Annotated in this window: 15 protein-coding genes and 2 pseudogenes; 6 read left to right on the top strand and 11 right to left on the bottom strand. The window is 71.1% G+C overall.

Annotated elements, in window-relative coordinates; genetic code table 11:
• Window positions 1–18 precede the first annotated feature (18 nt).
• The 8 genes and pseudogenes from OIE49_RS28485 to OIE49_RS28450 all read right to left on the bottom strand — a co-directional run bounded on the left by OIE49_RS28485 (window position 19) and on the right by OIE49_RS28450 (window position 7,252).
• Window positions 19–1,350, bottom strand: a complete 1,332-nt coding sequence (locus OIE49_RS28485; protein ID WP_326806350.1) for a nucleobase:cation symporter-2 family protein — start codon at window positions 1,348–1,350, stop codon at window positions 19–21.
• Window positions 1,351–1,728: 378 nt separating this feature from the next.
• A complete protein-coding gene (locus OIE49_RS28480) occupies window positions 1,729–3,114 on the bottom strand; it encodes an 8-oxoguanine deaminase (RefSeq protein WP_326804760.1) in 1,386 nt (461 codons plus the stop codon).
• Between the two features lie 69 nt (window positions 3,115–3,183).
• A pseudogene (locus tag OIE49_RS28475) lies at window positions 3,184–4,119 on the bottom strand (solute carrier family 23 protein); the annotation flags it as partial.
• Window positions 4,120–4,643: 524 nt separating this feature from the next.
• Window positions 4,644–5,579 (bottom strand): factor-independent urate hydroxylase, encoded by a 936-nt coding sequence (pucL, locus tag OIE49_RS28470; RefSeq protein ID WP_326804759.1) that lies wholly within the window; start codon window positions 5,577–5,579, stop codon window positions 4,644–4,646.
• An 8-nt stretch (window positions 5,580–5,587) separates the two neighbouring features.
• The gene (gene uraH / locus OIE49_RS28465; protein WP_100566485.1) at window positions 5,588–5,989 is read right to left on the bottom strand and encodes a hydroxyisourate hydrolase; all 402 of its coding nucleotides are present in this window, start codon (window positions 5,987–5,989) and stop codon (window positions 5,588–5,590) included.
• A 22-nt stretch (window positions 5,990–6,011) separates the two neighbouring features.
• The gene (gene uraD, locus OIE49_RS28460; RefSeq protein ID WP_326804758.1) at window positions 6,012–6,521 is read right to left on the bottom strand and encodes a 2-oxo-4-hydroxy-4-carboxy-5-ureidoimidazoline decarboxylase; all 510 of its coding nucleotides are present in this window, start codon (window positions 6,519–6,521) and stop codon (window positions 6,012–6,014) included.
• A gap of 120 nt (window positions 6,522–6,641) precedes the next feature.
• Window positions 6,642–7,004, bottom strand: a complete 363-nt coding sequence (locus tag OIE49_RS28455) for a helix-turn-helix domain-containing protein (RefSeq protein WP_234375362.1) — start codon at window positions 7,002–7,004, stop codon at window positions 6,642–6,644.
• Window positions 7,001–7,252 carry a hypothetical protein gene (locus OIE49_RS28450; protein ID WP_326804757.1) on the bottom strand — a complete coding sequence of 84 codons (252 nt, stop codon included), beginning with the start codon at window positions 7,250–7,252 and terminating at the stop codon, window positions 7,001–7,003. Before OIE49_RS28450 ends, OIE49_RS28455 begins: the two co-directional genes overlap by 4 nt.
• Before the next feature lie 168 nt (window positions 7,253–7,420).
• Between OIE49_RS28450 and OIE49_RS28445 the strand changes: the two genes are divergently transcribed.
• The 5 genes and pseudogenes from OIE49_RS28445 to OIE49_RS28425 all read left to right on the top strand — a co-directional run bounded on the left by OIE49_RS28445 (window position 7,421) and on the right by OIE49_RS28425 (window position 11,267).
• Complete coding sequence (locus OIE49_RS28445) at window positions 7,421–8,260, top strand: TIM barrel protein (protein WP_326804756.1); 840 nt, start codon at window positions 7,421–7,423, stop codon at window positions 8,258–8,260.
• Window positions 8,261–8,329: 69 nt separating this feature from the next.
• Window positions 8,330–9,223 carry a 2-hydroxy-3-oxopropionate reductase gene (locus OIE49_RS28440; protein WP_326804755.1) on the top strand — a complete coding sequence of 298 codons (894 nt, stop codon included), beginning with the start codon at window positions 8,330–8,332 and terminating at the stop codon, window positions 9,221–9,223.
• Window positions 9,224–9,422: 199 nt separating this feature from the next.
• Window positions 9,423–9,779, top strand: a pseudogene (locus tag OIE49_RS28435) (catalase); the annotation flags it as partial.
• Window positions 9,780–10,220: 441 nt separating this feature from the next.
• The gene (locus OIE49_RS28430; RefSeq protein ID WP_100566480.1) at window positions 10,221–10,457 is read left to right on the top strand and encodes a hypothetical protein; all 237 of its coding nucleotides are present in this window, start codon (window positions 10,221–10,223) and stop codon (window positions 10,455–10,457) included.
• Between the two features lie 228 nt (window positions 10,458–10,685).
• Window positions 10,686–11,267, top strand: coding sequence for a TIGR04222 domain-containing membrane protein (locus tag OIE49_RS28425; protein WP_326804754.1), 582 nt, complete (start codon window positions 10,686–10,688; stop codon window positions 11,265–11,267).
• 81 nt (window positions 11,268–11,348) lie between these two features.
• On the opposite strand, the gene gcl is transcribed toward OIE49_RS28425, so the two are convergent.
• From gcl to OIE49_RS28410, 3 genes are all read right to left on the bottom strand, one after another.
• A complete protein-coding gene (gcl, locus tag OIE49_RS28420; protein WP_326804753.1) occupies window positions 11,349–13,133 on the bottom strand; it encodes a glyoxylate carboligase in 1,785 nt (594 codons plus the stop codon).
• A 264-nt stretch (window positions 13,134–13,397) separates the two neighbouring features.
• On the bottom strand, window positions 13,398–15,020 hold the full coding sequence (locus tag OIE49_RS28415) for an AMP-binding protein (protein ID WP_401743080.1): 1,623 nt from the start codon (window positions 15,018–15,020) through the stop codon (window positions 13,398–13,400).
• Complete coding sequence (locus OIE49_RS28410; RefSeq protein WP_326804752.1) at window positions 15,017–16,690, bottom strand: AMP-binding protein; 1,674 nt, start codon at window positions 16,688–16,690, stop codon at window positions 15,017–15,019. Before OIE49_RS28410 ends, OIE49_RS28415 begins: the two co-directional genes overlap by 4 nt.
• A gap of 135 nt (window positions 16,691–16,825) precedes the next feature.
• Between OIE49_RS28410 and OIE49_RS28405 the strand changes: the two genes are divergently transcribed.
• Window positions 16,826–17,662, top strand: a complete 837-nt coding sequence (locus OIE49_RS28405) for a helix-turn-helix transcriptional regulator (RefSeq protein ID WP_326804751.1) — start codon at window positions 16,826–16,828, stop codon at window positions 17,660–17,662.
• Window positions 17,663–17,941 lie beyond the last annotated feature (279 nt).

Below are 17,941 nucleotides of genomic sequence, written 5' to 3'. Positions count from 1 at the left end.
CCGTACCCCTGCCGGTGATCAGCGCACCACCGCTATCTCCTCCCCCGCCTCCATCGGGTGAGTGACGTCCTGGGCGCCCACGGACCCGGGCCTGCCCAGGTGGTTGAAGACGAGGTTGAGCAGGACGGCCGTGACGCAACCGGTGGAGATGCCGGAGTCGAGGACGATCCGGGCGGTCTCCGGGAAGGCGTGGTAGAAGTTCGGCGCCGTGATCGGGATGATGCCGACGGCGATCGAGACGGCGACGATCAGGACGTTGTTGTCCTTGTCGAGGCCGGCCCTGGCCAGGGTCTGGATGCCGCTGGCGGCGACCGAGCCGAACAGGACCACGCCCGCGCCGCCGAGCACCGGACGCGGTACGACGGCGATCAGCGAGGCGGCCATCGGGCACAGGCCCATCAGGACCAGGAAGCCGCCGCCGAAGGCCACCACGAAGCGGCTGCGGATCCGGGTCATGGCCACCAGGCCGATGTTCTGCGCGAAGGCGCTGCACATGAAGCCGTTGAACAGGGGGCTGAGGGCGGAGCCGAAGGTGTCGGCGCGCAGGCCGGCGGCGATCGTCTTCTCGTTGGCCGGGCGTTCGACGATCTCGCCGAGGGCCAGCATGTCGGCGGTGGACTCGGTCATCGAGACCACCATCACCACGCACATGGACAGGATCGCGGCGGCCTGGAACTGCGGTGCGCCGAAGTGGAACGGGGTCGGGAAGCCGACCACCCGCGCGTCCGCCACCGGGCCGAAGTCCGTGACCCCGAACGGGATCGCGATGACCGTGCCGGCGATCAGCCCGAGCAGGACCGCGATCTGCTTGACGAAGCCGCGGGTGAAGCGGCGCAGCAGCAGCACGATGACCAGGGTGATGCCGGCCAGGGTGAGGTTGGTCGCCGAGCCGTAGTCGTGCGCGGCCGGATTGGGGCCCTGGGCCCAGCCGAAGGAGACGGGCAGCAGGGAGACGCCGATGAGGGTGATCACGGTGCCGGTGACCACCGGCGGGAAGAACCGGATCGCCTTGCAGAAGATCGGCGCGGCCAGGAAGCCGAGGACACCCGCCACGATGACCGCGCCGAAGATGACCGGCAGGGCGTCGGACTTGTCCTTGGTGGAGGCGACGATCGCCGTCATGGGGGCGACACCGGCGAAGGTGACGCCGTTGACGAAGGGGAGCCGGGCGCCGATCTTCCAGATGCCGAGGGTCTGGAGGAACGTGGCGAGACCGGCGGTGAACAGGCAGGCCCCGGTGAGGAAGGTCAGCTCGGTGCCGGACAGGCCGACGGCCGCGCCGACGATCAGGGGCGGGGCGACGACGCCCGCGTACATGGCGGCCACATGCTGGAGGCCGCTGGTCGCCATCTTCAGGACGGGGAGTTTCTCGTCCACGGGGTGGGTGGTGGACTCGGCTGCCTGTCGTGCCTCGTCGCGGGACGTGGGGTGAGCGGCCACGGCTGCTCCTCCGGTCGGTTAACACGTCGTTTGGACGTGGGTGTCAAGGAGGTGGTGCATGAGTGGTCGTGCGGGACCGGGGGCGGGCTTTCTGGTGCCGCGGCAGGAACGTTTGCCCGTGAAGGAGCGGCGTTGCCTGTCGGGGCACCAGGGCCCGCGGTGGGCGACGGAGGACCGTTCCGGGGCGCGTGTCCAAGCGCGCCCCGGAGCCGGCCCGCCGCGGACCCCGTTCGGGTCCACGGCTACCGGGCGGGAGCCGTCCCTCCCGCCCGGAGTTCCTTGAATCGGTCAGCTTCGCGCGGTGATCCGCGCCAGCCGCTGTGCCTCGGCCCGCGTGGCGCGGGCGATGGCGTCCTCGTCGGCGGTCAGCAGCCGGCCGTTCTCGACGATCTGCCGCCCGTCCACGAAGGAGGCGGTGACCGGTGCCGCCGCGCCGAGGACCAGGGCGGCCACCGGGTCGGCGATCGAGGCGTGGGCCAGCGTGTCCATCCTCCACAGCACCAGGTCGGCCAGCTTGCCCGGCTCCAGTGAGCCGATCTGGCCGGCCCGGCCGAGCACCTGGGCTCCGCCGTAGGTGCCCAGGCGCAGGGCCTGGCGGGCGTTCAGGGCGGCCTCACGGTGTGCGCCGAGGCGGTTGATCAGCAGGGCGTTGCGCAGTTCGGTGTGGAGTTCGCCGGACTCGTTGGAGGCGGTGCCGTCGACGCCGAGGCCGACCGGGACGCCGGCCGCCAGCATGTCGGGGACGCGCGCGATTCCGGCCGCCAGGCGGGCGTTGGAGGAGGGGCAGTGCGCCACGCCGGTCTTCGTGCGGGCGAAGGCGGCGATGTCGGAGTCGTTCATGTGGACGCAGTGCGCCATCCACACGTCCTCGCCCAGCCAGCCCGTGGAGGCGAAGTAGTCGGTGGGTCCCATGCCGAAGAGCTCGTGGCAGAACTTCTCCTCCTCGACCGTCTCCGAGCCGTGGGTGTGCAGCCGTACGCCGAGCCGGCGGCCCAGCTCCGCGGCCTGCTTGAGCAGCTCGGTGGAGACGGAGAAGGGCGAGCAGGGGGCGACGGCGACCTGCGTCATGGCGTCGAAGGAGGCGTCGTGGTGGCGTGCCACGGTCTCCTCGGTGGCGGCGAGCGCGTCCTGAAGCGTCTCCACTGCGAAGTCCGGCGGCAGTCCGCCGTCCTTCTCGCCGCGGTCCATCGAACCGCGGGCCAGGGTGAACCGGACGCCCGTCTCGCGCGCCGCCCGGATGATCGCGCCGGACAGGTCTCCGGAGCCGCGCGGGAAGACGTAGTGGTGGTCCATGGCGGTGGTGACGCCGCCGCGGGCCATCATCGCCAGTGAGCCCCGGGCCGCGGCGGAGACCATCTCCTCGTCGATGCGCGCCCAGGTCGGGTAGAGCGCGACGAGCCAGTCGAACAGGTTGTGGTCGGTGGCCAGGCCCCGGGTGATCCACTGGTAGAAGTGGTGGTGGGTGTTGATCAGACCGGGCGTGGCCAGATGGCCGCTCGCGTCGATCCGGCGCGCCACGTCCTTCAGCCCCTCGGGGGCCTTGCCCGCGCCGACCGACTCGATCCGGTTGCCGGCGAGGACGAGGTGTCCAGAGGCGTACTCGGTGTCGTCCGCGTCCACGGTCGCGATCGCGCAGTTCTCGATGACAATGCGCTGGGCTGCCGATGGTGCCATTGCGCTTCCTTGTCTTTGGTGGCGGCCCGTGGTCGCGGGGGGCGTCCACGGGGAGGGCACGGCAGGACCCTAGGAGGATTTGAGTGCCGGAGCCGTGCTGCTCCGGGTGCCGAGGTGGTGGAAGAACAGGTTGAGCAGGACGGCGACGATGGCGCCGGCGCTGATCCCGGAGCCGAGGACGGTCTGGGCCCAGGCCGGGAACTGGGTGTAGAAGGTCGGGGCGGCCAGCGGGATGATGCCGGCGCCGAGGGCCACGGCGACCAGGATGAAGTTGGAGCTGTCGTCCAGTCCGGCCTCGGACAGGGTGCGGATGCCGCTGACGGCGATCGAGCCGAACAGTACGATGCCGGCGCCGCCGAGGACCGGCATGGGCACCAGGGAGAGGACCGCGCCGAGGACCGGGAAGGCGCCGAGGACCAGCAGGGCGGAGCCGGCGACGGCGACGACGTAGCGGCTGCGCACCCGGGTCAGCGAGACGACGCCGACGTTCTGGGCGAAGGCGGAGGTGGGGAAGCCACCGAAGACGGGGCCGAGCAGGGTGGCGATGCCGTCGGTGCGCAGACCGCGGGTGATGGTCCGGGCGTCGGCGCGGCGGTCGCAGATCTCGCCGAGGGCGAGCATGCCGGCGCTGGACTCGGGCATCAGCACCAGCATCACGATGCACAGCGACAGGATGGCCGCGGGCTGGAAGACGGGGGCGCCGAAGGCGAAGGGGGTGGGCAGCGCGGCGAGGGGGGCGGAGGCGATGCCGCGGAAGTCGGCCATGCCGAACGGGAGGGCGGCCAGGGTGCCGATGAGCAGTCCGAACAGCAGGGCGACCTGTTTGACGAAGCCCTTGCCGAAGCGCTGGATCAGCAGGATGACGACGAGGGTGAACGCGGCGAGGGCGAGGTTCTTCATGGAGCCGAAGCCCGCGGCGGTCCTGTCGCCGCCCTGCGCCCAGCCGACGGGCACGGGCATCAGCGTGACCCCGATGAGGGTGATCACCACGCCGGTGACGAGCGCTTGGCGACTGCTCGTCAGGAATTGGGTTCGAGGTCGTTTTAGCTCGATCGTGTGATGCTCGGCTTTCGGCCTAGCGGTGTGCTGGGCCGGTCGGGGTAGCGTGGTTGTGCGATCTGGGACGCCGGGTGCGGTGCCAGCGTGCGGGGCCCCTGCTCCACCAGCGAGATGGTTCAGGGCCTCCCCGTCGCCTCTGGCCGCATCCACATGGCCAGGTCGTGAGGGACTCCGCCCGCCCGGCTCGGACCACGGACACGATCCATGTCGCCGCCCGGGACGCGAAAGCGGACGACCAGTGCGCCCACAACCGTTCGGGGCGTGCGGCTGGCCGGACTCACTCCCGCTCAGTCCAGAGGAACGGTGGAGTCTCTCGTCCACCGGGTGCACGGACGTGACGGCGTCCTCGGTGTGCACCGGCGGGGTGGAACACGGGCCTTCGACGGACCCTTGAGCAGGCATTGCCATTTCGTTCCCTCCGGTGTGGCGCACCACCGGTCCGGAGCGGGTCCGGTGGCGCGCGTCCCGCGTCAGAGGTTTGTCATGTCGACCGGGATGAGCTGCTCGGCGCCGTCCCGCAGGATGGTGGCCTCGATCAGGCCGTAGGGGCGGTCGGCGGCGTAGTAGACGGCGCCGTCCTTGGCCTCGTTGTCGATTCCGAAGGGCGACAGGTCCGAGCGGAAGTGGTGCTTGTTGGGCATCGAGAAGCGGATCTCGTCGACCTCGTCGCGGGAGTTCAGCACCCGCACACCCATCTCGAAGAGGGTCTGCTGGAGCGAGTACGAGTAGGTTTCGGCGAACGCCTGCAGCGCGTGCTTGCGTACCCCGTTGTACGAGCGCTCCCAGTCGGGGGCGTGCGAGTCGATGCCGTTCCAGTTGTGCCGCCACCAGGTGGAGACGGTGGTGGCGAGGATGCGGTCGTGGTCCTCCTGAAGGGAGGTGTACTTGTCCTTGAGGAAGCCGAAGAACTCGGAGTTGGTCGAGTTCAGTACGGTCAGGTCCTTGAACCCGGAGAGCACCTGGATTCCGTGGCCGTCGTAGGTGATCTGCGCGACGCGGGTCTCCTGGCCCTTGCGGACGAAGGAGTGGGCGATCTCTTCCGAGCCGACGAAGCGCGCGCCGGACTGCGAGGTCTCGATCCGCTCCCAGGCGTACTCCTCGACGCGGATGCGGGCCCGGTGGATGGGCTCGGTGTTGTCCACGAAGTGCCGGGCGAGCCTGACGCCGAAGTCCTCGGCGCTCTGGATCCCGTGCTCCTTGGCGAAGGCGAACACCGTGTTCTTGGTGGTGTCGGTCGGCAGGACGTTCGCGTTGGAGCCGCTGCGGTGGACCTCCTCCATGTCGCCGGACAGGGCGACGGAGACATTCAGGTCCTTGATGCGGTGCGTGTCGCCGTCACGCGTGATCTTGACGACTCGGTTCTCGGCCTTGCCGTACTGGTTCTGTCCCAGGACGAAACGGGTCATGGTGTCGGTCAGCTCCCTCGGTAAACGGAGTAGCCGAACGGGTTGAGCAGCAGCGGAACGTGGTAGTGCTCGCCGGGCACCACCGCGAAGGCGATGGTGACCTCGGGGAAGAACACGGGCCGGCCGTTCTCGCTGTCCCGGAGCGCGGGGGCGTCCTGCTGGGCCGCGGCTTGTTTCTTGGCGAAGTACGTCTCGGTGTCGAACTCGAGCCGTACGTGGGTGGTGCCCTCCGGCGGTGCCGGAAGGTCCTTGCACCGCCCGTCGGCGTCGGTCGAGGAGCCGCCGAGCGCCTGCCAGCCGGCTTCCCGGCCCGAGCGGGCCAGAAGGCGGACGGCGACGCCCCCGGCGGGGCGGCCGGCGGAGGTGTCCAGGATGTGCGTGGACACGGAGGCGGTGGTCTCGGTGCTCATGGTTTCCTCTTCGGGCGTCTTCTCAGGCGTCTTCGAGCAGCCGGGCGAGCCGGATGCGGTTGATCTTCCCCAGTTCGCTGCGGACGATCTCGCGTTCCTGTTCCGGCGCGTTGCCGATCCGCTCCTTGAGCGCGTCGCGCATCTGCTCGCCGGTCCGGCCGGTGGCGCAGATGAGGAAGACGTGGCCGAACTTGTCCTGGTAGGCCAGGTTGAGGTCGAGCATCTCGGCCTTGAGTTCCTCGGAGGCGCCGGCCATTCCGCGCTGTTCGCGGGCCGAGGCCGGGTCGCCGGGCTTGGGACGGCCGATCGGCGGGTGGCCGGCCATCGCCTCCTCGAGGTCCGCGGGGGTCAGCTCCGCCATGGCGGCGTCGCTCGCGGCTTCGAGGTCGTCGGGGGTGTCGCAGGGGCGGGCCGCCAGCAGCCGGTCGGCCCACGCCGTGCTGGCGCACGCCTCCAGAAGGACGGCTCGGGCCGCGTCTTCGGGGAGAGCGTTGAATCGGGCGAGGCCCGGTGGCGTTGAGGTCGAAGTCACGGGAGCCTCCGTGGGCTGTTGACGGCCTTCGCGTGGGACGGGCTGCGGATAGCTAACGCCCTGACGAACACCGCGTCAACAGTTTGTTGAAAATTCCGGGACGCCCTGCCCGGCGGTGGCTCAGCTCTGCTTGTCGCGGTTGAGGTAGTTGTAGACGGTGAAGCGGCTGACGCCCAGCGCGCTCGCCACGGTCTCCACCCCGTGCCGGACGGAGAAGGCGCCGCGCGCCTCCAGTACCCGCACGACCTCCTGCTTGGCCTTGCGGTCCAGATCCGCGAGCGGCATGCCCTTCTTGCGCTCCATCGCGGCCAGGATGTGGTCCAGCGAGTCGGCGAGCTGCGGCAGGCGTACGGCGACGGCGACGTCACCCTCCCAGAAGAGCACGACGTCGTCGGGGCCGGCCTCGTCGGGCGGGAGCATCCGGCCGCCGATGGCGTCGACCAGCGGCTTCAGGGCAGCGATGAAGGACTCCTCCCCGATCACCTCCCGTCCTCCCCGAGCACGGTGACCTGAAGGGAGATCCGGGTGGCGCCGGCCCCGAGGGTCCTGCGCAGCAGGGCGTCCACGGCGTCCAGGACGACGTCGGCACCCCCCTCGGCCGTGTTGCCGAACGGGCCGACGTCCACGGCGTCCAGCTCGGCCGCCTCGACGACCTCCCGTGCCACCAGCGCGTGCTCGGGGGCCTCGTCCAGATCGAAGGGTTCGGTCGTGAACTCCACTCTCAATCGCACGCGCACAACCTAACGCGCGGGCCGGTTTCCGGGCAGCCCCCCGGGGCCGGGATCCACGCCGGAGCCCGCACCCTCTTGACAAGCCGCGACACCCCCCGGCAGTCTTCCATTAAGCAGAAACAAACTTCCGCAATACGGAATACGACAATGGAAGGGAGCGCGGCCCTGATGGGATTCACAGACCAGCGCTTCAACGTCAACCTGTCGATCCTCTTCACGGAACTCCCGCTCCTGGAGCGGCCGGCGGCCGCCGCCGCGGCCGGCTTCACCGCGGTCGAGCTGTGGTGGCCGTGGATCGACTCCCCCACCCCGGAGCGTTCCGCGACCGACGCCCTGAAGCAGGCGATCGAGGACGCGGGCGTACAGCTCACCGGCCTGAACTTCTACGCCGGAAAGCTCCCGGGCCCCGACCGCGGCGCGCTGTCCGTGCCCGGCGAGGAGTCGGAGCGGTTCCGCGCCAACATCGACGTGGCCGCGGAGCTCGCCCAGTCCCTCGGCTGCACGGCTCTCAACGCCCTGTACGGCAACCGGGTCGAGGGCGTGGACCCGGCCGAGCAGGACGCGCTCGCGCTGGACAACCTGGTCCTCGCGGCCCGGGCCGCCGACCGTATCGGCGCGATCCTGCTGGTCGAGGCACTCAACAAGCCGGAGTCGCCGCTGTACCCGCTGGTGAGCGCGCCCGCCGCCGCCGAGGTGGTGGACAAGGTGAACGCGGCGTCGGGCCTCGGCAACGCCAGGTTCCTGATGGACCTGTACCACCTGTCCATGAACGGCGAGGACCTGCCGTCGGTGATCGAGCGGTACGCCGCGCGGACCGGCCACGTCCAGATCGCGGACAACCCCGGCCGCGGCGCGCCCGGTACGGGCTCGCTCCCGCTGGAGGACCTCCTCGACCAGTTGGGGAAGGCCGGTTACGACGGCTGGGTCGGCCTGGAGTACAAGCCGGGCGACCGGCCGAGCGCCGAGGCCTTCGGGTGGCTGCCGGCCGGGGCCCGAGCGGCCCGCTGACCCACCCGGACCCCTTTCACCGGGCCCCGACTCCCAGACGCAGCACAGAAGTCAGAAAGGCACCCGCACATGACCACCACCCTTCCCAAGGTTGCCTGGATCGGCCTCGGCATCATGGGCTCCCCCATGTCCGAGAACCTGATCAAGGCGGGCTACGACGTCACCGGCTACACGCTGGAGCAGGCGAAGCTGGACCGGCTGGCCGCCGCGGGCGGCAACACGGCGGGCTCGATCGCCGAGGCGGTCCGGGACGCCGACGTGATCGTCACGATGGTGCCCGCGTCGCCGCAGGTCGAGGCCATCGCATACGGCCCGGACGGCATCCTGGAGAACGCGCGCTCCGGCGCGCTGCTGATCGACATGTCCTCGATCACCCCGCAGACCTCGATCGACCTGGCCGCCGCCGCCGGGGACAAGGGCATCCGGGTCCTGGACGCCCCCGTCTCCGGCGGTGAGGCGGGCGCCGTCGAGGCGGTGCTGTCGATCATGGTCGGCGGCGAGCAGGCCGACTTCGACACGGCCAAGCCGCTCTTCGACGCGCTGGGCAGGACGGTCGTGCTGTGCGGTCCGCACGGCTCCGGCCAGACCGTGAAGGCCGCCAACCAGCTCATCGTCGCCGTCAACATCCAGGCATGCGCCGAGGCCGTGGTCTTCCTGGAGAAGTCGGGCGTGGACCTGAAGGCGGCGCTGGACGTCCTGAACGGTGGCCTGGCGGGCTCGACCGTGCTGACGCGGAAGAAGGACAACTTCCTCCAGCGCGACTTCAAGCCGGGCTTCCGTATCGACCTGCACCACAAGGACATGGGCATCGTGACGGACGCGGCCCGCACCGTTGGCGCCGCACTGCCCGTCGGCGCCGTGGTGGCCCAGCTGGTGGCCTCCCTGCGCGCGCAGGGCGACGGCGGCCTGGACCACTCGGCCCTGCTGCGGGCCGTGGAGCGCCTCTCCGGCGCCCAGGTCTGACCCGACCCCCAGACCTCCGGACGGCGCCGCCGCCGACATCTGTCGTGTCGCGCCAGGCGGCGGCGCCGTCCGGATCTCCACCACCCTTCATTCAACGAACTGTTGACGAGCCGATCGCGCCGCTCCTAGGCTCCACGCCAGCGGAAACTCCACGAAGCGGAAACACATTTCCGAATGCACTCTGCACGGAAGGTCCCTGATGTCGAAGCGCGTGCTCACGACCGAGTCCGGCGCCCCGGTCGCCGACAACCAGAACTCCGCCTCCGCCGGCATCGGCGGCCCTCTCCTCCTCCAGGACCAGCACCTGCTGGAGAAGCTGGCGCGCTTCAACCGCGAGCGCATCCCGGTGGGGGCACCTCCCACGTGGTTAAGGCAGCAGTGGGGGAGCGTGGTGCACGCCCGCGGCTCCGGCGCCCACGGGTACTTCGAGGTGACCGACGACGTCACCGGCTACACCCACGCCGACTTCCTGGGCACGGTCGGCAAGCGCACCGAGGTGTTCGCGCGCTTCTCCACCGTGGCGGACTCCCTCGGCGGCGCGGACGCGGTGCGCGAGGACTGACACAGAGCCGCGTACGGGGTCCACCGGGAGGTCATGCCCCGGACCCCGTACGCGTACGGCCCGCCCGGGCCGTCGGGCGACCCGGATGAGGGGTAGCCGTCCGACGGCCGTGCGGGCAGGGACCAGGGACCGCGGCGGCGTGCGAGCCAGTGCGGTGGTGAAAGCGACGGGACCGTCCTCCCGACCTGAGGGAGGACGGCCCGGAGCCGTCGCACCCGCCGCGGTCCCGGCCCTCCGCCTCGCGGCCGTGTCGCGAGGCCCCTGATCCCGTCCGGCGGCGCGAATGTCCTGTCGCGCCCAGTCTCGCGCCGCCGGACGGCAACCAAGCGGATGGCGGAAGGAGCGCCGGACCCGGGTCGTCACCCGGGTCCGGCGCTTCTCGGCGTGCGGACCGGGAGCCGCGGCAGGAGGCTGAGGATCAGGAGGCTTGAGGACATGGACTACCCCACGCAGCATCCGCACATCGTGGTGCACGCGCCGGCCCTGGACGGCTCCCGGCGGGTGACCGAGGGCGACGTGACCCTCGGGCTCGCCTCCCACCTGGACGACGTGATCGAGATCCTCCGGCTGGCCGACCTGGACCGCGTCGAGGTGGAGGAGAGCGACCTCATCGAGTGGCAGGGCGGCGGCCCGGACGACTGGCCGGGCCTGCCGGAGCACGACGACATCTGAACGTGCCGGACGACGAAGACGCCTGAGCGGCGGGGCCACGGCGCGGGCGGGGAACGGAGCGGCCGGGACGTCTACCGCAGCGGGCGTAGCGCGGCTACGGCATGCTCAAATCATGCTCTGAAGCAGGGCCGGCAGGCGTCGGGCACCCCCGGGAGTGGGCACATTCCCCTCGACGGGGCCCGCCGGTACGGGGGTGGCGGGCCCCGTGCTCCGGCCGCTGGGGGTGCCATGGACAGTGCCGAGACGAACCGGCTCGCGCCGCACGAGATCGCGTTTCTGCGGGGCGGCCGCCGCGCCGCCGTCACCGTCGCCGTGCTCGCTCTGCGGGCGCGGGGCGCCGTCGGACCCGGACGCGGCGGCACGATGCACACCACGGGGCCGGCCCGCGGCGCGGGGACGGACCTCCCCGCCCTCCCCCACCTGCCGAAGACCGTGCACGCCTCCCTCTACCGCCCCGCGGGCATGCGGCAGTTGCTGGACCGGGAACCCGTCGCCCGCGCGCTGACCGACCTGCGCCACGAGCTCACCGACGCCGGGCTGCTGCGCGACTTCCCGCCCGGGCGCACCCGGGCCGGCCGGCGGGCCCTGAGGGACCTGCGGGACCGGCATCCGCTGCCCACGACCGGGAAGGGCCTGTCGGCCGACGACCGGCTGCTGGCCGTGGCCCTGTACGGGGACCGGGCGCTGACCCTGCTCATGCCGCGCTTCGCGCGGGAGGCGGGGCTCCTCGGGCGGGGCGGGTCGACCGAGCGGGAGCTGCCGCACTCCTGGGGCGGCGGCTCGGGCGGCTTCAGCTGCGCCTCCGTGTGACGGCGCAGTCGAGTTGCGCCGGAACAGCGCGAGGGGGGCGGCCCCCTGTAGGCGGGCCGCCCCCTTCGATCGGTGTACGCGTCAGACCTTCAGGGCCCTGACGGCGGTCGGGGCGTGGCCGGGCTCGGTGGCGACGTCCTCGAACTCGACGACGTTGCCGATGTCGTTGGTGCCCGACATCGAGATGTTGGTGACCCGCTCCAGGATCGCCTCGACGACGACCGGCACGCGGTGCTCGGCGGCGAGCTTCTTGGCCTGCTCGAGGGCGGCTCCGAGCTCATCGGGGTCGGTCACCCGGATCGCCTTGCAGCCCAGGCCCTCGGCGACCTTGACATGGTCGACGCCGTAGACGCCCAGCTCGGGCGAGTTGATGTTCTCGAACTCCAGGTTGACCTGGAAGTCGATGTCGAAGGCGCGCTGCGCCTGGCGGATCAGGCCCAGGTAGGAGTTGTTGACCAACACGTGGACGTACGGGATCTTGTGCTGCGCGCCGACCGCCAGTTCCTCGATCATGAACTGGAAGTCGTAGTCGCCGGAGAGGGCGACGACGGACGCCTCCGGGTCGGCCTTGGCGACACCGAGCGCGGCCGGGACGGTCCAGCCGAGCGGTCCGGCCTGTCCGCAGTTGATCCAGTGCCGCGGCCTGAAGACGTGCAGCATCTGGGCGCCGGCGATCTGCGAGAGGCCGATGGTGGAGACGTACCGGGTCTCCGGGCCGAAGGCCTTGTTCATCTCCTCGTAGACGCGCTGCGGCTTGATCGGGACGTTGTCGAAGTGCGTACGCCGCTGGAGCTTCGCGCGCTTCTCCTGCGCGGCGGCTGCCCAGGCGGAGCGGTCGGGCAGCCGGCCGGCCGCCTTCCGCTCGCGGGCCACCTGGACGAACAGCTCCAGCGCGGCCTTCGCGTCGGAGGCGATGCCGTAGTCCGGGGCGAAGATCCTGCCGATCTGGGTGGGCTCGATGTCGACGTGGACGAACTTCCGGCCGGCCGTGTAGACGTCCAGCTTCCCGGTGTGGCGGTTGGCCCAGCGGTTGCCGATGCCGAGGACGAAGTCGGACTCCAGGAAGGTCGCGTTGCCGTAGCGGTGCGAGGTCTGGAGGCCGACCATGCCCGCGTTCAGCTCGTGGTCGTCGGGCAGGACGCCCCAGCCCATCAGGGTCGGGACGACCGGAACGCCCGTCAGCTCGGCGAACTCCACGAGGAGTTCGGAGGCATCGGCGTTGATGACACCGCCGCCCGCGACGATCAGGGGCCGCTCGGACTCGTTGAGCAGCGTGATCGCCTTCTCGATCTGGGCGCGGCTCGCGGCCGGCTTGTAGACGGGCAGCGGCTCGTACGTCTCCGGGTCGAACTCGATCTCGGTGAGCTGGACGTCGATCGGCAGGTCGATCAGGACCGGGCCGGGACGGCCGGAGCGCATCAGGTGGAAGGCCTGCTGGAAGACGCCGGGGACCTGCGCGGCCTCCAGGACGGTGACGGCCATCTTGGTCACCGGCTTGGCGATCGAGGCGATGTCGACGGCCTGGAAGTCCTCCTTGTGGATCACGGCGGTGGGGGCCTGGCCCGTGATGCACAGGATCGGGATGGAGTCGCCGGTGGCCGAGTACAGGCCGGTGATCATGTCGGTGCCGGCGGGGCCGGACGTGCCGATGCAGACGCCGATGTTGCCCGCGTGGGTCCTCGTGTAGCCCTCGGCCATGTGCGAGGCGCCCTCCACGTGGCGGGCGAGGGTGTGGTTGATTCCGCCGGACGCCTTGAGCGCCGCGTAGAAGGGGTTGATCGCTGCGCCCGGCACACCGAACGCGGCGGTGACGCCCTCGCGCTTGAGGATCTCAACTGCCGCGCGGGCAGCGGTCATACGAGCCATCGAGTTCTCCTGCTTCGGCTGTCTTCGGCTGTCGGATTCGCACGCCCGTCGCGCCCCGCGGTCGCAGCTATTCCGTATAGCGGAAACTACTTTCTACTATCTGGAAGCAATGTAAGTGGGGCCCGCGAAGGCCGTCAAGAGCGGGCACCCCACGACGGAAACCGCCCCCGGCAGAAGTGCCGGGGGCGGTCGGGAGGCGAGGGGTGTTTCAGGAAGCCGGCGTCGTTCCGCGCACCACGGGTGCCCGTGACGCCGGCCGCGTGCTCACCGGGCGTACTTCTCGCGGAGTTCGACCTTGCGCACCTTTCCGGAGACGGTCATCGGGAAGGAGTCCAGGATCCGCAGCAGGCTCGGGATCTTGTAGTGGGCCAGCCGGCCCTCACAGAAGGCCCGCAGGTCCTCCAGGGCCGGCGGGTCGGCCGCGTCCAGCGGGATGACGCAGGCCAGCACCTCCTCGCCGTACTTCTCGTGCGGCACGCCGACCACCTGGACGTCACGGATCTTCGGGTGGCCGTAGAGGAACTCCTCGATCTCGCGCGGGTAGATGTTCTCGCCGCCGCGGATGATCATGTCCTTGATGCGGCCGACGATCTCGACGTACCCGTCCTCGCGCATCACCGCGAGGTCCCCGGTGTGCATCCAGCGGCCCGCGTCCACCGCCTGCGCGGTCTTCTCCGGCTCGTTCCAGTAGCCGACCATCACGCTGTAGCCGCGGGTGCACAGCTCGCCCGACGTGCCACGGGGCCGGGTGACCCCGGTGGCCGGGTCGACGACCTTGACCTCCAGGTGCGGCAGTACGCGGCCGACCGTGCCGGTGCGGTGTTCGAGGTCGTCGTCCATCCGGGTCTGGAGGGAGACCGGTGAGGTCTCGGTCATGCCGTAGCAGATGGAGACCTCCTCCATGTGCATCTCGGCGACCACCCGCTTCATCACCTCCACCGGGCAGGGCGAGCCCGCCATGATGCCGGTGCGCAGGGACGACAGGCCGTACGACGCGAAGCCGGGGAGGTTCAGCTCCGCGATGAACATCGTCGGCACCCCGTACAGCGAGGTGCAGCGTTCCCGCTGGACCGCCTCCAGGGTGGCCTTCGGCTCGAAGGACGGCGCCGGGATCACCATGCACGCGCCGTGCGAGGTGGCCGCCAGATTGCCCATGACCATGCCAAAACAGTGGTAGTACGGGACGGGGATGCAGATCCTGTCCTGTTCGGTGTAGCCGACCGTACGGCCCACCCAGTAGCCGTTGTTGAGGATGTTGTGGTGGGAGAGCGTGGCTCCCTTGGGGAAGCCCGTGGTGCCCGAGGTGTACTGGATGTTGACCGGGTCGTCGCAGCTCAACTCCGCCTGGATGGCGGCCGGCCGGTCCACCGGCACCTCCGCAGCGGCCGCCGTCAGCGCGTCCCACGACGGGGCGCCGATGTAGATCGTCTCGCGCAGGTCGGGGCACTTGCCGCGGACCTGCTCGACCAGCTCCCGGTAGTCGGTGCCCCGGTGGGCCTGCGAGGCGACCAGCAGCGAGATGCCGGCCTGCCGGAGCACGTACTCCACCTCGTGTGCCCGGTAGGCCGGGTTGATGTTCACCATGATCACGCCGATGCGCGCGGTGGCGTACTGGACGAGCACCCACTCGGGGCAGTTGACCGCCCAGATCCCGACCCGGTCGCCCCTGGCCACGCCCTTGGCGAGCAGCCCGCGGGCCACCTCGTCGACGGCGGCACCGAACTCGGCGTAGGTCCAGCGGCGTCCGGAGGGCACGTCGACGAGCGCCTCGCGGTCGGCGAAGGAGGCGACCGCCCGGTCGAGGTTGGCGCCGATGGTGTCGCTCAGCAGCGGTGTGCCGCTGGTTCCGTGGGCGTAGGACGGCTCGCTCACCGGACGTTCGCTCACCGGAAGTCCTCCTCGCGGTACTCGTTCGCCGAGCCCGCGGCCGTGGCCTCGCGCAGCTCGATCCGGCGGATCTTGCCGGAGACGGTCTTGGGCAGCTCGCCGAACTCCAGCCGGCGGATGCGCTTGTAGGGGGCGAGCACCTCCCGGGAGTGCTCGAAGAGGGCCTTCGCGGTGCCGGTGTCCGGCTCCCAGCCCTCGGCGAGGACGACGTACGCCTTCGGCACCGCGAGCCGCAGCGGGTCCGGCGCGGGCACGACCGCCGCCTCGGCCACCGCCTCGTGCTCCAGCAGTGCGCTCTCCAGCTCGAACGGACTGATCTTGTAGTCGGACGCCTTGAAGACATCGTCGGAGCGTCCGACATACGTCAGATACCCCTCTTCGTCCCTGGAGGCGACGTCCCCTGTCCGGTAGTAGCCGCCGGCCATCGCCTCGGCGGTGCGCTCCGGGTCGCCGTGGTAGCCGGTCATCAGGCCGACCGGGCGCGCGGACAGGTCGAGCGCGATCTCGCCCTCGGCGGCGCCGGGCGCGCCGGAGACCGGGTCGAGCAGTTCGACGCCGTAGCCGGGGCTGGGCCGGCCCATGGAGCCGGTCTTCAGCGGCTGGCCGGGGCTGTTGGAGACCTGCACGGCGGTCTCGGTCTGCCCGAAGCCGTCCCGGATGGTCACGCCCCAGGCGCGCCGGACCTGCTCGATGACCTCCGGGTTGAGGGGTTCGCCCGCGGCCACGGCCGCTCGGGGCGGGGTGCGCAGTTGCGAGAGGTCGGCCTGGATCAGCATGCGCCACACGGTCGGCGGGGCGCAGAAGGTGGTGACGCCCGCGCGGTCCATCTCGGCCATCAGGCGGGCGGCGTCGAAGCGGGTGTAGTTGTGGATGAAGACGGTCGCCTCGGCGTTCCACGGCGCGAACAGGTTCGACCAGGCGTGCTTGGCCCAGCCGGGCGAGGAGATGTTGAGGTGCACGTCCCCAGGCTTCAGGCCGATCCAGTACATGGTGGCCAGATGCCCGACGGGGTACGAGACGTGGGTGTGCTCCACCAGCTTGGGGCGGGCCGTGGTGCCCGAGGTGAAGTACAGCATCAGCGGGTCGTCAGCGAGGGTGGGCCCGTCCGGGACGAACTCGGCGGGGGCGGCGTACACGTCCTCGTAGGGCTCCCAGCCCTCCTCCGGAAGGCCGCCGACACAGATGCGGGTGTAGGTGCCGGGGACGTCGGCGAACTTGGCGGTGTCGGCGGCGCGCGCGATCACGTGCTTGACCCGGCCGCGTTCGACGCGGTCGGTCAGGTCGGCCGGGCCGAGCAGGGGGGTGGCGGGGATGACGACCGCGCGCAGCTTCATCGCGGCGAGCGCGGTCTCCCACAACTCGGCCTGGTTGCCGAGCATGACGAGGATGCGGTCCTCGGCGGCGACGCCGCGGTCGCGCAGCCAGTTCGCGGCGCGGCTGGAACGCTCGGACATCTCGGCGAAGGAGAGGCGGGTCTCGGTGCCGTCCTCCTCGACGATGTGCAGGGCGGTGCGGTCGTTCCCCTCGGCGACGGCGTCGAACCAGTCCAGCGCCCAGTTGAAGTGGGTGGGGCGGGGCCACTCGAAGCCGGCGTAGGCGGTGGCGTAGTCCTCACGGTGTTCCAGCAGGAAGTCCCGCGCCCTGCGGAAGTGCTCCGTCGCCGTCGTCATCTGTCCTCCTTGGTTCCGGACCATTGCCGGGCGGCTCTCTGCCATCGTGTAATCCGTGATGTGCGTCTCACTACCCCCGAACGGGGGTGTGGTGCGCGGGCAGGTCCAGACGGTCCACGGCGAAGGGGCGAGCAGGTGAGGGCGGACGCGGCCGGGGCGGCGGAGATCCGTGGTGCGCTGGTGCGGCTGCGTCGTGCGACGGGCCTTCCGGTCGCCTTCGGCGGTCTGGTCGAGCCGGGCCGGCCGCGGGTGCGGATCAGCGAGCTGACCGGTACGACGACGTGCGCGCTCCGGGCGCTCGCGGTGAGCTCCGGCAACGGGCTCGGCGGCAAGGCGGTGGCGCTGGGCCGCCCGTGCGCGGTCACGGACTATTCGCTGTCGCCGCGGATCAGCCACGAGTACGACGTCCCGGTCGCCGCGGAGGGGCTGCGCTCGGTGCTGGCGGTGCCGGTGGTCGTGGGGCGCCGGGTGCGCGGCGTGCTGTACGGCGCGCTGCGCACGGCCCAGCCGCTGGGCGACCGGACGCTGGGCGCGGCCGTGGAGGCGGCGCGGGACGTGGAGCAGTCGCTGGTGGCTCAGGAGCGGGCGCGGGACCTGCTGGCGGCGTCCCGCACCGTGCCCGCCCCGGACCCGGCGGACGGGGCTGCCTGGGAGCAGGTCCGCGAGGCCCACGCGGCCCTGCGCGCCCTGGCCCCGCGGATCTCCGACACTGCTCTGCGCGCCGAACTCCTCGACGCCTGCGGCCTGTTGACCACGGCGGCCACCCCGTTGCCGGGCGTCGGCCTGGCCCCCCGCGAGATCGACGTACTGACCTGCGTGGCCGCCGGCGCGACCAACGCCACCGCGGCGTCCCGCCTGGGCCTGAGCCCGGAAACCGTCAAGAGCTACCTCCGCTCGGCCATGCGCAAACTCGGCGCCCACACCAGGGGCGAGGCGGTGGCCTCGGCCCGCCGGGCAGGGGTACTGCCGTAGGGGGTCGGGCAGGAGCGATGCCCGACCGTGCGAGCGCGTGGGAGCCCGGGTGGCCGGAGCGGCCGCGTCGGTGTGTCCGCGCGCGGGTCCCGCTGCCGGGGCAGCGGCGGGCCCGGTGGCCGGGAGGCCGGTGCGGGGGGAGTGTGGGCGGCGGCGGGGCGGGGGTACCTTCGAAGGGCCCTTCGTGCGGGGGTCGTATTCATTCAACGGTGCTTTGAATATGGCCATGCTTCGCGCACTGTTATTTCGCTCACCTCCCCGGCTGTCCGAAATTCACGG

It is taken from the genome of Streptomyces sp. NBC_01788 (genome assembly GCF_035917575.1).
Lineage (GTDB): Bacteria > Actinomycetota > Actinomycetes > Streptomycetales > Streptomycetaceae > Streptomyces.
This window is presented reverse-complemented; position numbering and strand designations above follow the sequence as displayed.

Coding starts and splice junctions, on each gene's coding strand:
- OIE49_RS28430 (WP_100566480.1), top strand. CDS start 10,221: ATGGACTACCCCACGCAGCATCCGCACATCGTGGTGCACGCGCCGGCC.
- uraH (WP_100566485.1), bottom strand. CDS start 5,989: ATGAGCACCGAGACCACCGCCTCCGTGTCCACGCACATCCTGGACACC.
- OIE49_RS28480 (WP_326804760.1), bottom strand. CDS start 3,114: ATGGCACCATCGGCAGCCCAGCGCATTGTCATCGAGAACTGCGCGATC.
- OIE49_RS28445 (WP_326804756.1), top strand. CDS start 7,421: ATGGGATTCACAGACCAGCGCTTCAACGTCAACCTGTCGATCCTCTTC.
- OIE49_RS28425 (WP_326804754.1), top strand. CDS start 10,686: ATGGACAGTGCCGAGACGAACCGGCTCGCGCCGCACGAGATCGCGTTT.
- gcl (WP_326804753.1), bottom strand. CDS start 13,133: ATGGCTCGTATGACCGCTGCCCGCGCGGCAGTTGAGATCCTCAAGCGC.
- OIE49_RS28410 (WP_326804752.1), bottom strand. CDS start 16,690: ATGACGACGGCGACGGAGCACTTCCGCAGGGCGCGGGACTTCCTGCTG.
- OIE49_RS28485 (WP_326806350.1), bottom strand. CDS start 1,350: ATGGCGACCAGCGGCCTCCAGCATGTGGCCGCCATGTACGCGGGCGTC.
- pucL (WP_326804759.1), bottom strand. CDS start 5,579: ATGACCCGTTTCGTCCTGGGACAGAACCAGTACGGCAAGGCCGAGAAC.
- OIE49_RS28440 (WP_326804755.1), top strand. CDS start 8,330: ATGACCACCACCCTTCCCAAGGTTGCCTGGATCGGCCTCGGCATCATG.